Origin of the sequence: Streptomyces sp. CB02056, assembly GCF_001905545.1 — a bacterium.
Taxonomy (GTDB): domain Bacteria; phylum Actinomycetota; class Actinomycetes; order Streptomycetales; family Streptomycetaceae; genus Kitasatospora.
In genome coordinates this window covers 719,525-733,716 of sequence record NZ_LIPD01000003.1, presented here as the reverse complement: position 1 = coordinate 733,716, position 14,192 = coordinate 719,525, and the positions used below count along the sequence as shown (strand labels likewise).

Sequence of the window (14,192 nt, the reverse complement as noted above, 5' to 3'; positions counted from 1 at the left end):
CGAATTGTTCGCGCGCCTCGCTCACCGACTGGCGGGACGGTCATGTCAGAACTGACCCTCACGGTCATGCGGCTGGGCTTCCTGGCCGTGTTGTGGCTGTTCGTCATCGTCGCGATCCAGGTGATCCGCAGCGACCTGTTCGGCACCAAGGTGAACCCGCGCTCCTCCCGTCGGGGCGCGAGCGCCACGACCGGCGGCGGCGCGGCCACCTCGACCGCCGCACGCGCCGCGGCGCCGACCCAGGCCGGCCCCGCGGCGGCCCAGACCCAGGGCGGCGGCGGGCGCCGCCGCGGCGGTCCGACCCAGCTCGTCGTGGTGCAGGGCTCGCTGGCCGGCACCACGGTGGCGCTCCAGGGCCAGACCATCACGCTCGGCCGCGCGCACGACTCCACCATCGTGCTGGACGACGACTACGCGTCCTCCCGGCATGCCAGGATCTATCCGGATCAGACTGGGCAGTGGACGGTCGAGGATCTAGGCTCCACCAACGGCACCTATCTGGACCGGCAGCGCCTGACCGCGCCCACTCCGCTCCAGCCGGGCATGCCGATCCGTATCGGCAGGACCGTCATCGAACTGCGGAAGTAGTAGCGCATGAGGGACAGCATCCCGTCCATGACCCAGAGGGGGGCACAGGTCGCATGACCCTGGTGCTGCGCTTCGCCGCCGGCTCCCACAAGGGACTGATCCGGGAGGGGAACGAGGACTCCGGCTACGCCGGGCCGCGGCTGCTGGCCGTGGCCGACGGCATGGGCGGCGCCGCGGCCGGCGAGGTCGCTTCCTCCGAGGTGCTCGGCTCGATCGTCCGGCTGGACGAGGACGTGCCGGGCCCCGACCTGCTGACCCTGCTGGGCGACGCCGTCCAGGGCGCCAACGACCGGCTCCGGCAGATGGTCGAGGAGGACCCGCAGCTGGAGGGCATGGGCTGCACGCTCACCGCCATGCTGTGGACGGGCCAGCGGATGGGCATGGTGCACGTCGGCGACTCCCGCGCCTACCTGCTGCGCGACGGTTCCCTGGTGCAGATCACCCAGGACCACACCTGGGTGCAGCGCCTGGTCGACGAGGGCCGGATCACGCCCGAGGAGGCCGAGACCCACCCGCAGCGCTCGCTGCTGATGCGGGCGCTGGACGGCCGCGGCCAGGTCGAGCCCGACCTGTCGATCCGCGAGGTCCGGGCCGGCGACCGCTACCTGATCTGCTCCGACGGCCTCTCCGGCCCGGTCAGCCACCAGACCCTCCAGGACACCCTCGGCAGCTACTACGCGCCCGAGCAGACCGTGCAGGAGCTGATCCAGCTCGCGCTGCGCGGCGGCGGTCCGGACAACATCACCTGCATCGTGGCGGACGTCATCGACGTCGGCGCCACGGACACCATGAGCGGCCAGTTCAACGACGTCCCGGTGGTGGTCGGCGCGGTCGCCGACGCCCCGCCGTCCTCGGCCGCCGCCGACCGCTCGATCGCGGACACCCCGGCCGGCCGCGCCGCCGGCCTCGGCCGCGGCCCGCAGGGCGCCTTCGGCCCGGCCGAGGGCTACGCGGAGGGCTTCGGCCCCGCGCAGAACGGTTTCGGTCCCGCCGAGGGCTACGAGGGCGAGTACGGCCCCGGCTCCGGCGAGCCCTCGGTGTACGGCACCGAGGACTTCGACGAGGAGCGGCCCTCGAGGCGCAAGCGCAAGGGCCTGACGGTCTCGCTGGCCGCCCTGGTCACGCTGGGCCTGCTCGGCGGCGCCGGCTACTTCGGCTACCAGTGGACCCAGGACCAGTACTACGTCGGCACCCAGGACGACCACGTCGCGATCTACCAGGGCATCAACCAGAACCTGGCCGGGGTGAGCCTGTCCTCGGTGCACTCCTCGTACAGCAGGATCCAGCTGAAGTGGCTGCCCGAGGACCAGCAGGTCCACGTGAAGAAGACCATCTCGGTCGGCAGCATGAAGGACGCCCAGTCGACGGTCAACGAGCTCGACGGCTGGGTCCAGCTCTGCCAGAAGGCCGCCAAGGCGACCGCCCCGGCCGTACCGCCCGCCACCCAGGCGACACAGGCCGCGTACCTGGCCAGCACGCCCACCCCGACCGAGAAGAACCGCGGTCCGGCCGCCACCACGCCGACCACCGCGCCCCCGGCCTCGCCGACCGCCCCGACGGCACCCGCCCCGGCGCCGAACGCGACCCCTCCGGCCACCGGCGCGCAGGGCGACCAGGCCCCCCCACTGACCGAAGAGGAACTCAGCCGGGCCAACTCCTGCCCGAAGCAGTGACGTCCGTGATCCGACATAGGACCGCCCCGAGCGGGTTTGCCGGCCGTCAGGGAGCGGTCACCACGTGAGCAGCTACGACCTGAGCCAGGAAACCACCCGGTCCGGCCGACGCCGGGCGGCGGCCGAACGCACGATCCCCCGTCGGCGGGGCAACACCACGATCTCCCCGCAGGAGGCGCCGAACCGGCGCAACACCGAGCTGGCCCTGCTGGTCTTCGCGGTGCTGCTGCCGGTCCTCGCGTACGCCAACGTCGGCCTCGCGATGGACGCCAAGCTGCCCGCGGGCATGCTCGGCTACGGGCTCGGCATGGGCGCCCTGGCACTGGTCGCGCACCTGCTGGTGCGCCGCTTCGCGCCGTACGCGGACCCGCTGATGCTGCCGATCGCCACCCTGCTCAACGGCCTCGGGGTGGTGATGATCTGGCGGCTGGACAAGGCGGGCAAGCTGCTCCGGGGCAACTACCCGGCGGCCGAGAACCAGCTGATGTGGTCGGCCCTCGGGATCGCCGGCTTCATCGGGGTGATGGTGCTGCTGAAGGACCACCGGGTGCTCCAGCGCTACACCTACATCTCGATGGTGGTGGCCCTGGTCCTGCTCGCGGCGCCGGCCTTCTTCCCGTCCCGGGCGGAGGACTTCGGCGCCAAGATCTGGATCCGGATGGGCAGCTTCTCCATCCAGCCGGGCGAGTTCGCCAAGATCGTCCTGACCGTGTTCTTCGCCGGCTACCTGATGGTCAAGCGGGACGCCCTGGCGCTGGCCAGCCGCCGGTTCATGGGCCTGTACCTGCCGCGCGGCCGCGACCTCGGCCCGATCATCGTGATCTGGCTGCTCAGCCTGCTGATCCTGATCTTCGAGAACGACCTGGGCACGTCCTTCCTGTTCTTCGGCCTGTTCGTGGTGATGCTCTACGTCGCCACCGAGCGGACCAGCTGGATCCTGTTCGGCCTGCTGATGTCGGTCGGCGGCGCGGTCGCGGTCGCCTCGACCGCGAGCCACGTGAAGGTCCGCATCGACGCCTGGCTCGACCCGATGGCCGCCTTCGGCGCCAACCCGCCGAAGGGCGCCACCGAGCAGATCGGCCAGTCGCTGATGGCGCTCGGCTCCGGCGGGGTCACCGGCTCCGGCCTGGGCCAGGGCCGCTCCTGGCTGATCGCCTTCGCCGCCAAGAGCGACTTCATCCTGGGCTCGTTCGGCGAGGAGCTCGGGCTGACCGGCCTGATGGCGATCTTCCTGCTGTACGCCCTGCTGGTGCAGCGCGGCCTGCGCACCGCGCTCGCCGCCCGCGACCCGTTCGGCAAGCTGTTCGCCGTCGGCCTCTCCTCGGCGATGGCGATCCAGGTGTTCGTCGTGGCCGGCGGTGTCACCGGGCTGATCCCGCTCACCGGTATGACCATGCCGTTCCTCGCGCAGGGCGGTTCGTCCGTGGTCGCCAACTGGGCGCTGGTCGCGATCCTGCTGAAGATCAGCGACAGCGCCCGCCGACCGGGGGCCGAACCGGCCCCGGCCACCGAGGGCCAGGAGGGACCAGCCCGATGAACAAGCCGATCCGCCGGGTATCGATCTTCTGCCTCGTCCTGATCCTGGCCCTGATGGTGCGCACCAACTGGGTGCAGGGCGTCCAGGCCGAGTCCTGGGCCACCAACAAGAACAACAAGCGCCAGCTGTACGACCGGTACGCCCACCCGCGCGGCAACATCATCGTCAGCGGCCAGCCGGTCACGAAGTCCGACTTCGTCAACGGCCTGCGCTACAAGTACAAGCGGTCCTGGGTCGACGGCCCGATGTACGCCCCGGTGACCGGCTACTCCTCCCAGGCCTACGGCTCCAGCCAGCTGGAGAACCTGGAGGACGGCATCCTCTCCGGCACCGACGACCGGCTGTTCTTCCGCAACACCCTGGACATGCTGACGGGCGAGCAGAAGCGCGGCGGCGACGTCGTCACCACCATCAACGCCAAGGTGCAGAAGGCCGCCTTCGACGCGATGGGCAACAAGAAGGGCGCGGTGGTCGCGCTCGACCCGAAGACCGGCGCGATCCTGGGCCTGGTCTCCACCCCGTCCTACGACCCGGGCACCTTCGCCGGCGGCGAGACGGCCGACCAGAACGCCTGGAAGGCCCTCGACGCGGACCCGAACAAGCCGACGCTCAACCGGGCGCTGAAGGAGACCTATCCGCCCGGCTCGACCTTCAAGCTGGTCACCGCGACCGCGGCGTTCGAGAACGGCCGCTACCAGAGCATCGACGACGCCACGGACACCCCGGAGCCGTACGTCCTGCCCGGCACGACCACCCAGCTGAAGAACGAGAGCCCGAACGAGCGCTGCGAGAACGCCACGATCAAGTCCGGGATGGACCAGTCCTGCAACACGGTCTTCGCCAAGATGGGCGCGGACCTGGGCAAGGAGCGGATGCGGGCGCAGGCCGAGAAGTTCGGCTTCAACAGCACGATCGACACCCCGGTCCGCTCCGAGAAGAGCGTCTTCCCGGACAGCTCGAGCCCGGACGGCACCGCCCAGGACTCGATCGGCCAGCACGACACCCGCGCCACCCCGCTCCAGATGGCCATGGTCTCCGCCGCGATCGCCAACAACGGCAGCCTGATGCAGCCGTACATGGTCGACCAGGAGCGCTCGGCCACGCTGACCACCGTCTCCAAGCACACCGAGAAGCAGTTCTCCCAGGCGATGAGCCCGGCCACCGCGCAGAAGATGCAGGACCTGATGGTCTCGGTGGTCGAGAACGGCACCGGCACCAACGCCAAGATCCCCGGCCTGCAGGTCGGCGGCAAGACCGGCACCGCGCAGCACGGCGAGGACAACGCCGGGCTCCCGTTCGCCTGGTTCACCTCCTGGGCGAAGACCCCGGACGGCCAGTCGGTCGCGGTCGCGGTGGTGGTCGAGGACGGCTCCCAGAACCGCGACGGCATCAGCGGCGGCCGCCTCGCCGCCCCGATCGCCAAGGCGGTGATGCAGGCCGCACTCGGCAAGTAGGAGCGCGGGTCCGGGGTGAGGGGAATGTCACGATGGGCAGCCCCGTCCGGATACCGGTCTGGTATCGGCCGACGGCTGACTCCGGTCCGCTGCGGTCCGACCGGTAGCGTATCCGCCAGCAGCGGGTGTGCCCGTTGCCGCCCGCGAGGCACCGCACGGCCCGGCCGGAGAACCGGTCGCGGACCGCGCGGCGTCACCCAGAGCGTGCGGGGACACCTACGTCACAACCTCACCGGCGGGTGAGGGAGAGGGTCGGAACTATGGAAGAGCCTCGTCGCCTCGGCGGCAGGTACGAGCTCGGCGGCGTCCTCGGACGCGGCGGCATGGCCGAGGTGTACCTCGCCCATGACACCCGACTCGGCCGCTCCGTCGCTGTGAAGACGCTCCGGGCCGACATGGCCCGGGATCCGTCGTTCCAGGCCCGGTTCCGCCGCGAGGCGCAGTCGGCGGCGTCCCTGAACCACCCCGCCATCGTCGCCGTGTACGACACCGGCGAGGACTACATCGACGGCATCTCCATCCCGTACATCGTGATGGAGTACGTCGAGGGGTCCACGCTGCGCGAGCTGCTGCACTCCGGCCGCCGGCTGCTGCCCGAGCGCGCGCTGGAGATGACCATCGGCATCCTCCAGGCCCTGGAGTACTCGCACCGGGCCGGCATCGTGCACCGCGACATCAAGCCGGCCAACGTGATGCTGACCCGGCAGGGCAACGTCAAGGTCATGGACTTCGGCATCGCCCGTGCGATGGGTGACGCCGGGATGACCATGACGCAGACCTCGGCCGTCATCGGCACCGCCCAGTACCTCTCCCCCGAGCAGGCCAAGGGCGAGCAGGTCGACGCCCGCTCCGACCTCTACTCCACCGGCTGCCTGCTCTACGAGCTGCTGACCGTGCGCCCGCCGTTCGTCGGCGACTCGCCCGTCGCGGTGGCCTACCAGCACGTCCGGGAGGAGCCGCAGCCGCCGTCGGTCTTCGACCCCGAGGTGCGCCCCGAGGTCGACGCGATCGTGCTGAAGGCGCTCGCCAAGGACCGCGACTACCGCTACCAGAGCGCCGACGAGATGCGCGACGACATCGAGCGCTTCCTCGACGGCCTGCCGGTGGCCGCCGCCCAGCAGGCCGCGTACGGCATGGGCCCGGGCGGCTACGGCTACGACCAGAACGGCTACCCGCAGCAGCACGACCCGTACGGCCAGACCAACGTGCTGCCGCAGCAGCCCGGCGGCCCGACCACCGTCCTGCCGCAGGCCTCCGGGCAGCCCGGCTACGGGCAGCAGGGCGGCTACCAGGACGACGGCTACGGCCAGACCTACGCCGGCCAGGCGGGCGGCAACGACGGCTACGACGACGGCTACGGCCGCGGCGGGGGCCGGCGGGGCGAGGACCCGCCGAAGAAGAGCAACACCTCCTGGATCGTGCTGGCGGTGGCCGCCGTGCTGGTCCTGGTCGGCACCTTCTTCGTCGCCCAGGCGATGTTCGCCGACAAGGGCACCAAGGAGACCGCGAAGGTCACCGCGCCGAACCTGGTCGGCAAGACCCTGGCGGAGGCCAAGACGGCCGCCGCCGCGGCCGGTGCCAAGCTCGTGGTGACCGAGGGCGACAAGATCGCCTGCCCGGACACCAACATCAAGAAGGACCAGGTCTGCACCCAGACCCCGCAGTCCGGCACCCAGGTCGCCGAGACCTCCACCATCACGGTGCAGGTCTCCTCGGGCCCGGCCAAGGCGCAGGTCCCCGGTGTGGTCGGCAAGCCCAAGGACCAGGCCACCAAGGCGCTCGCCGACCTCGGCTTCACCAACGTGACCACCGAGTACAAGGACGACGACACCGCCGCGCAGGACACCGTCACCGCCCAGGACCCGGCGCCCAACGCGGCCGTCGACCCGAGCGCCCCGATCAAGCTGACCGTGTCGCAGGGCAAGGCCAAGGTGACCGTCCCGAACGTGGCCGGGGCCCAGAAGGAGGACGCGCAGGCGACCCTCCAGGGCCTCGGCTTCCAGGTGGACGTCTCGAAGACCGCCCCGGCCCCCGACCCGAGCAAGGTCAACACCGTCGCCTCGCAGTCGATCCCGGCCAACACCAAGGCCCCGGCCAACAGCAAGATCTCGCTGACGATCTTCAAGGCGCAGGACAAGCCCCAGGTCCCGCCGCTGGCGAACGTCAAGCTGGGCGCCGCCGCGGACCAGCTGAAGGCGCTCGGCCTGACCTACGTCGTGGTCAGCGGTCCCCCGGACCCGAACGCGACGATCCTCCAGAGCAACCCGCCGGCCGGCACCCAGGTCGACCCGAACACCCAGATCCAGCTGTACACCAAGGCGGCCGAGCCCCCGAAAGGGAGCGACCCCACCACCACACCCCCCAAAGGGGACCACTAGGCCTCCGGTATTCCCCTGGTTCGGCTGAGCCGGGGAACGAGCAGCACGGAGCACGCCCGAGGGCCCGCCGCGACGAACGCGGCGGGCCCTCGGGCGTTCCGTACGGGCTCCAGGAGGCCCGTGGGCGGCTTCAGGAGTGCCGCAGCTCCGGCGGCGGGGTGCGCTTGGCGTCCATGTCGTCCACCCGCACCAGGCTCCCCCAGACGGCCATCCGGTAGCGCGAGGTGTACACCGGCGTGCAGGTGGTCAGGGTGATGTAGCGGCCGGGGCCCTCGTAGCCGGAGCGGGCCGGGACGGGCGCCACGATGCCGGTGTCGTACTTGGACGTCTCCGCCAGGGTGCTGTCGACCTTGTAGACGTACCACTTGTCCCGGGTCTCGACCACGACGGCGTCGCCCCGGTGGACGGCGTCCAGGTCGTGGAACTTGGCGCCGTGGCCGTCCCGGTGGGCGGCCAGCGCGAAGTTGCCCTGCTGGTCCCACGGCATCGCGGCCCGGTACGGCTGCTCGTAGACGCCCGCGACGCCGTCGTCCAGGACCTCGGTGGAGGTGCCCATCCGGATCAGCACCTGGTAGTCCCGGCCCATCGCCGGGACGTGCAGGAAGCCGACGTCGTCCCCGGCCGCGAACTGCTTCGGCACGGACCCGGGCTCGGCACCGGGGGCGCCGGGAGCAGCGGACGCGCCGGGGGCCGGGGCGGCGCCGGGCGTCGCCCCGGGGCCGGGGCGCGGGCCCGCGGCCCAGCTGCCGCGCAGCCGGTCGGCGGCCGCCGAGGCCGAGCGGTCCGCCTGCACGTTGGTCCACCAGAGCGAGTAGCCCACGAACAGGCCGAGCACCAGGCCCATGGTGATCAGCAGCTCGCCGAAGACCCCGAGCGCGGCCAGCGCCCGGCTCCGGCCCCGCCCGGCCCGCGGCTCGGGCGGGGCGAAGGCCTCCTGCGCCGGTTCGGCCGATCGCGCGCTCTCGTCCTGCATCTGCGGTGCTCCCCCTCCGGGCCGGGCGGCCGGGCGGCTACCCGCCCGTGATCGCGGCCGGCTTGCCCTGGGCACGCGGCCGTTCCTCGATCATCTTGCCAAAGACGATGAGGCGGAACTTGGAGGTGAACTCCGGCGTGCAGGTGGTCAGGGTGATGTAGCGGCCCGGACCGGCGTACCCCGCGCCGTTCGGCACCGGCTTGATCACGCTCACGTTGTTGGGGGAGGTCTCCGGGATGCCCCCGGTGACCTCGTAGGTGTAGTAGCCGGCCGCGGTCTCCACCACGATCTTGTCGCCCTTGCCGAGCTGGTTGATGTACCGGAACGGCTCGCCGTGGGTGTTGCGGTGGGCGGCCAGCGCGAAGTTGCCCGCCTTGTCGCCCGGCATCCCGGTTCCCGTGTAGTGGCCGACCAGGCCGTTGTCGAGCACCCCCGACTTGGAGGTGCCCTCGGCGATCGGGAACTTCAGCCCCAGCTTGGGCAGGTAGATGATGGCGAAGCCCTTGCCGGGCTCGAACACCTCGGGCTTGTCCGGCGCCGGGGCCGGCTGCCCCGGCTGGACGGGCGCGACGGCCGCGTTGAACTGCTGCTCCAGCTGGTTGCGGGCCCCGTCGGCGGCCGCGTCGGCCTGCACGTTGGTCCACCAGAGCTGGTACGCGACGAAGAGCAGCATCACCACGCCGAGCGTGATGCACAGCTCGCCGACGCTCCGGGCGGCCACCACGAGCACGGACTCCCGGGGGCGCACCCGCCCGGCGCCGCGGCCGTTCGACCGGCGCCGGCCGCTGCCGGAGCGCAGCGAGGTGCGGCCCTGGGCGGCGCGGCGGCGCTCGGCCCGGCCACCGGTGGGGGCCGGTTCGGCGGCCGGCGCGCCGAGGTCCAGGGGCAGCCGCAGCTGGAGGGTCTGGTCGGGCAGCCAGGGGTACTCGGGCCCGTCCACGATGGGCTCCTGGGCCTGCTCGTACACGCCCCAGGCGTCCTCGGGCACGGTCTGCACCGGGATCCCCTGCCGGTACGGCGCACCGCCGGTGCCGTCGTCCTGGCCCGGGTACCGGGGCCCGCCGTACTGCTGCGCGGTGCCGTACGGGTCCGCCTCCGGCTGGAAACGCCCCTCCGGACGCAGCGAGGTCACGCCGGTCAGCCCCGGCCGATCACCGGGGCGAGCCCGGCCGACCGGTCGACCGCCTGCGGGAAGCCGCACTCCGCGAGCCAGTTGGCGAGCATCCGGTGCCCGCCCTCGGTGAGCACCGACTCGGGGTGGAACTGCACGCCCTCGACCGGCAGTTCACGATGCCTGAGCCCCATGATCACGCCGCTCCCGGTGCGCGCGGTGACCACCAGTTCGGCCGGCACGGTGGCCGGCTCGACCGCGAGCGAGTGGTAGCGGGTCGCGGTCAGCGGCGAGGGCAGGCCCTCGAAGACGCCGCCGTCCTCGTGCTCGACCGGCGAGGTCTTGCCGTGCAGCAGCTCGGGCGCCCGGCCGACCACGGCGCCGTACGCGGCCGCGATCGACTGGAGGCCCAGGCAGACGCCGAACACCGGCAGCCCGATCCGCGCGCAGTGGTGCACCATCTCGATGCAGACCCCGGCCTCCTCCGGGGCGCCGGGCCCGGGGGAGAGCAGCACCCCGTCGAAGCCCTCGTCGCCGGAGCGGCGGACGGCGTGCTCGACGGTCACCTCGTCGTTGCGCACCACCTCGCAGGTGGCGCCGAGCTGGTACAGGTACTGGACCAGGTTGAAGACGAAGCTGTCGTAGTTGTCCACCACCAGGATGCGGGGCGGAGTGGTCGGCCGGGTCGTCATGCGCGCGTGGTCTCCGTGGGGTGCGGTGCGGGAAGGGAGTGCCGGGCCCGCCGGCTCAGCCGGTCGCGGCGCCGTCGCCGCCGTCCACTGTGACGTCGCCGAAGGGGAGCAGCGGTTCCGCCCACGGGAAGACGTAGGTGAAGAGGAGGTAGACGATCCCCAGCACGAGGAGCAGCGAAATGACGGCCCGGACCAGGGTGTTCCCCGGGAGGTGACGCCAGATCCAGCCGTACATGGTGCTCCCTCGACGTAGCGGACTGGGTTAAAGAGTAGACCCGCCGTGCGCGCCCGCGGGGCCGGTCCGCTACTGCTGGCCGCCCGCCGAGCGCAGCTCGGTGGTGCCGGAGTAGCCGGGCAGGCTCAGCTCGCCGCTCTCCTGGACCTTCCAGCCCAGCCCGTACGCCTGGACGTACTGGAGGTAGTTGCGGACCGTCGGGTCCGCCTCGACGGCCGAGCGCAGGGCGTCGGTCCGCCCGACCGCCCTGACCACGTACGGCGGGGAGTAGACCCGGCCCTGGAGCAGCAGGGTGTTGCCGACGCAGCGGACGGCGCTGGTGGAGATCAGCCGCTGGTCCATCACCTGCACCCCTTCGGCGCCGCCCCGCCACAGCGCGTTGACGACGGCCTGGATGTCCTGCTGGTGGATGACCAGGTCGTTGACGCCGGGCTCGGGCACCCCCGGGATGCGCGCGGTGGCGTTCGGCGGGGCGTCGTTGAGGGTGACGGTCAGGCCGCCGCCCTGGAGCGGCTCCAGGGCCGCGCCGGAGCGCAGGCCGCCCAGCTGCGCGGCGTTGGCGGGGTCGTGGCCCTGCTGCTCGGTGAGCTGCTGGGCGCGGGCCTGGAGGTCGGCGAGCTGGGACTGCGCCTGCTGGTTCTGGGCGCTGCGCTGGCGGACCACGTCGCCGAGGCTGAGCAACGAGTTGTCGGTCCGCAGGTCGGTGCCGCGGGCGGTCTGCGCGCTGATGTAGAAGAGCAGTCCGGCGAGCGCGAAGACGGCGCAGGTCAGGGCACGTCCGACAATTCGGGTGCCGGAACGGCGGGTACGGGCCGGCTCAGGGGGAATCGACAAATTAGTCACCGTACCCTTATCTCCTCTAGACCCGCCGAGCCACTACGCTAACGGACGCCGGTGGCATGTGGCGGAGCGGTCCCCAGGACGTTTCTCCACAGCCGACCGCGGCCGATTCCACCCGCTGCACCCTGCGCGGTCTCACAGCGCATCGACAGGAGAGCTCCTCGTGCCGAAGTCTCGACTCCGCAAGAAGTCCGACTACACCCCGCCGACCACGGCCGCGGTGAAGATCAGTTCGGGCCGTGGTTGGGTCGCGCCGCTGATGCTCGCGCTGTTCCTGATCGGCCTGGTGTGGATCGTCACCTACTACGTGACCAGCGGCACCTACCCGGTCGAGAGCTGGCGCAACTGGAACATCCTGGTCGGCTTCGGCTTCATCGCCGCCGGCTTCGGCGTCTCCACCCAGTGGAAGTGACGCTCCGCCCGTCCTGAGGCTCGGCTTCGAGCCGTTTCCCGCCGCTCCGGATCGCTCGTCCCGGGGCGGCGGTCAGGCGTGCCCGGAGCCGGGCGGGAGCGCACCGGAATCCGGTCGGTTATCCCCACCATCGGACTGTCGGGCTTATCCACATGGTTATCCACACTGGGGAAAAGTCCCCCGGGCCTGTGGATAACTTTCCCCGGCGGGCCCGTCCACAGCTGTGCACAACTCCCCGGGAACGGGAGAACCGCACAGCAGGACACGCGTAGAACACCAGTCCGCACCCGGGTGGTCGCACAGCCTGTGCACAACCCCGCACCCGCTGTGGACAAACGTCCGAGGGGTCAGGCGCCGTAGAGGGCCGTCCCGGCCAGCAGCATCCCCGCCTCGACCGCCACCGCGCCCGCCACCGTCAGCCCCTGCACCAGGCCGCGGCGCTCGCGCGGGGCGTACATCAGGCCGACCGCCGTCAGCGAGCCGAGCAGCAGGCCGCCGACGTGCGCCCGCCAGTCGACGCCCGGGCGGGAGAAGGTGACCACCAGGTTGAAGACCAGGAACGCCATCGCCGGGCCGAGCGGGCCCCTGTTCCGCAGCTGCAGCACGATCGTGGCGCCGATCAGCCCGAAGACCGCCCCGGAGGCGCCCACCGAGTTCATCCAGCCGCCGGCCACCAGGAAGGCGAAGGTGCTGCCGCCCAGGCCGGAGACCAGGTAGAGGGCCAGGAAGCGGAGCCGGCCGAGCGCCTCCTCCAGCGACGGGCCGAGCCAGTACAGCACCAGCATGTTCATCCCGACGTGCCACCACTCCAGGTGCAGGAAGGTGGCGGTCAGCAGCCGGTACCACTGGTCCGGGCCGTCGGCGATGCCCGCCGGGCCGCCGAGGATGTCCCGCCCGGCGCTGAACAGCGACCAGGTCTGGCCCAACCGCGGGGTGAGCACGAAGGCGGCCAGCACCCAGACCACGATGTTGAGCCCGATCAGCACCCGGGTGACCAGCCCGCCGTCGGCGGCCAGGGCCCCGCCGAACCGGGTGGTCGCCTGCCGCGACCCGGTGTGGCCGTTGCCGACGCACTCGGGGCACTGGAAGCCCACCGAGGCGGTCACCATGCACTGCGGGCAGATCGGCCGCTCGCAGCGGGTGCAGGAGACCCCGGTGGGGGTCTGCGGGTGCCGGTAGCAGTCGGGCGGTCCGGCCTCCGGGGACCGGTCGACCGACGGCCTCGGCTCGTCCGGGAGCATCAGCGGGTCCCCTTCCCGTACACGACCTCCGAAACCGCCAGCCTACTGCCGCGCCCCCGCCCCCGGACCGGCTCCCCCGCAGCCGGACCCGGCTTTCTCCGCCCCGCCGGGGGCGCTGTCCTCACGCCCGCCCCGTCCGGCCCGCCCCGGCAGGGGCCCCGCGTACGGCCCACCCCGACATGCCTCCGGACAAATCAGCATGCATGATCAGCATTCAGGTGGATATGTGCATAAAGGACACCACCCAGGAGGAGAGACTCGTGAGCTTTTCGGATTCGGCCCGTGAGACGGCCACCAGGACCCGGGACACCGCCGCACAGTTCGCGGACGGCGCCAAGCAGCGCCTCGGCCCCGCCTTGGACGCCTTCGGTCCGAAGGCCGCACAGGCCGCCCACCACCTCCGCTGCCAGTACGACCGGCACCTCGCCCCCCAGTTCGGCCAGGCCTTCGCCAACCTGCCGCCGGAGGCCCAGCAGAACACCCTGAAGGCCCTCCACCGGGCCCAGGAGGCCGCTCTGGCGGCCCGCCTGTCCGCCGCCCGGGCCGCGGACCAGGCGCGCGCCACCGTCGGCCCCAGGGTCGCCCAGGCGGTCGAGGAGGCCCGCGCCACCGTCGGCCCGGTCGCCCACGAGGCCCAGGCCCGCGGCGCCGCCGCGCTGACCGCCCTCCAGGGCAACGTCAGCTCGGCCGAGATCAGCGAACTGGCCGCCCGGAACGCCAGGAAGGAGCAGTGCAACCGCCTGGCCACCGGCCTCGCCGTGGCCGGCCTGCTGGCGATCGGCGGCGGCATCGTGGCCTGGCAGTGGTGGCGCCGGCACAGCAACCCGGAGTGGCTGGTCGAGCCCCCGGCCCCGCAGGAGCCCCGGCCGGCCGGCGCGCACGCCGCCTCCACGCCGGTGAACGGCTCCGGCCCGGAGGCCGTCGCCGAGTCGACGGACGGGTCCCCGACCGCCGGGAAGGACGGCCCCGCCGCCGAGGACGGCCCCGGGTCGCGCTGACCGTACGGACGAACGCCCGCAAACGCCGATCGGCCGTCGACCAGGATCCTGGTCGACGGC

General features: G+C 72.1%; 13 protein-coding genes. 7 read left to right on the top strand and 6 right to left on the bottom strand.

What is annotated here, in order from left to right; genetic code table 11:
* Positions 1-42 precede the first annotated feature (42 nt).
* The 5 genes from AMK13_RS10720 to pknB all read left to right on the top strand — a co-directional run bounded on the left by AMK13_RS10720 (position 43) and on the right by pknB (position 7,630).
* Positions 43-588 carry an FHA domain-containing protein FhaB/FipA gene (locus tag AMK13_RS10720; RefSeq protein ID WP_074001953.1) on the top strand — a complete coding sequence of 182 codons (546 nt, stop codon included), beginning with the start codon at positions 43-45 and terminating at the stop codon, positions 586-588.
* Positions 589-641: 53 nt separating this feature from the next.
* On the top strand, positions 642-2,261 hold the full coding sequence (locus AMK13_RS10715) for a PP2C family protein-serine/threonine phosphatase (RefSeq protein ID WP_074001952.1): 1,620 nt from the start codon (positions 642-644) through the stop codon (positions 2,259-2,261).
* Positions 2,262-2,394: 133 nt separating this feature from the next.
* Positions 2,395-3,798 carry an FtsW/RodA/SpoVE family cell cycle protein gene (locus tag AMK13_RS10710; protein WP_074002167.1) on the top strand — a complete coding sequence of 468 codons (1,404 nt, stop codon included), beginning with the start codon at positions 2,395-2,397 and terminating at the stop codon, positions 3,796-3,798.
* Positions 3,795-5,252, top strand: coding sequence for a peptidoglycan D,D-transpeptidase FtsI family protein (locus AMK13_RS10705; protein ID WP_074001951.1), 1,458 nt, complete (start codon positions 3,795-3,797; stop codon positions 5,250-5,252). The genes AMK13_RS10710 and AMK13_RS10705 overlap by 4 nt, the downstream gene beginning before the upstream one ends.
* A gap of 260 nt (positions 5,253-5,512) precedes the next feature.
* Positions 5,513-7,630: a Stk1 family PASTA domain-containing Ser/Thr kinase gene (gene pknB / locus AMK13_RS10700; RefSeq protein WP_074001950.1), complete on the top strand. Its 2,118-nt coding sequence runs from the start codon at positions 5,513-5,515 to the stop codon at positions 7,628-7,630.
* A gap of 130 nt (positions 7,631-7,760) precedes the next feature.
* Here the strand turns inward: pknB and AMK13_RS10695 are convergent, their stop codons facing one another.
* The 5 genes from AMK13_RS10695 to AMK13_RS10675 all read right to left on the bottom strand — a co-directional run bounded on the left by AMK13_RS10695 (position 7,761) and on the right by AMK13_RS10675 (position 11,475).
* Positions 7,761-8,603: a class E sortase gene (locus tag AMK13_RS10695; protein WP_074001949.1), complete on the bottom strand. Its 843-nt coding sequence runs from the start codon at positions 8,601-8,603 to the stop codon at positions 7,761-7,763.
* A 37-nt stretch (positions 8,604-8,640) separates the two neighbouring features.
* The gene (locus AMK13_RS10690) at positions 8,641-9,735 is read right to left on the bottom strand and encodes a class E sortase (RefSeq protein WP_053112322.1); all 1,095 of its coding nucleotides are present in this window, start codon (positions 9,733-9,735) and stop codon (positions 8,641-8,643) included.
* A 5-nt stretch (positions 9,736-9,740) separates the two neighbouring features.
* Positions 9,741-10,406: an aminodeoxychorismate/anthranilate synthase component II gene (locus AMK13_RS10685; RefSeq protein ID WP_074002166.1), complete on the bottom strand. Its 666-nt coding sequence runs from the start codon at positions 10,404-10,406 to the stop codon at positions 9,741-9,743.
* A 55-nt stretch (positions 10,407-10,461) separates the two neighbouring features.
* The gene (locus AMK13_RS10680; RefSeq protein WP_049656795.1) at positions 10,462-10,641 is read right to left on the bottom strand and encodes a hypothetical protein; all 180 of its coding nucleotides are present in this window, start codon (positions 10,639-10,641) and stop codon (positions 10,462-10,464) included.
* A gap of 69 nt (positions 10,642-10,710) precedes the next feature.
* Positions 10,711-11,475: a DUF881 domain-containing protein gene (locus tag AMK13_RS10675; protein WP_375877801.1), complete on the bottom strand. Its 765-nt coding sequence runs from the start codon at positions 11,473-11,475 to the stop codon at positions 10,711-10,713.
* 169 nt (positions 11,476-11,644) lie between these two features.
* On the opposite strand from AMK13_RS10675, the gene crgA reads away from it, so the two are divergent.
* Positions 11,645-11,893, top strand: coding sequence for a cell division protein CrgA (crgA, locus tag AMK13_RS10670; protein WP_049656797.1), 249 nt, complete (start codon positions 11,645-11,647; stop codon positions 11,891-11,893).
* A gap of 347 nt (positions 11,894-12,240) precedes the next feature.
* On the opposite strand, the gene AMK13_RS10665 is transcribed toward crgA, so the two are convergent.
* Positions 12,241-13,134, bottom strand: a complete 894-nt coding sequence (locus AMK13_RS10665) for a rhomboid family intramembrane serine protease (RefSeq protein ID WP_074001947.1) — start codon at positions 13,132-13,134, stop codon at positions 12,241-12,243.
* Between the two features lie 260 nt (positions 13,135-13,394).
* Between AMK13_RS10665 and AMK13_RS10660 the strand changes: the two genes are divergently transcribed.
* Positions 13,395-14,132, top strand: a complete 738-nt coding sequence (locus AMK13_RS10660; protein WP_074001946.1) for a DUF5324 family protein — start codon at positions 13,395-13,397, stop codon at positions 14,130-14,132.
* Positions 14,133-14,192: the final 60 nt, after the last annotated feature.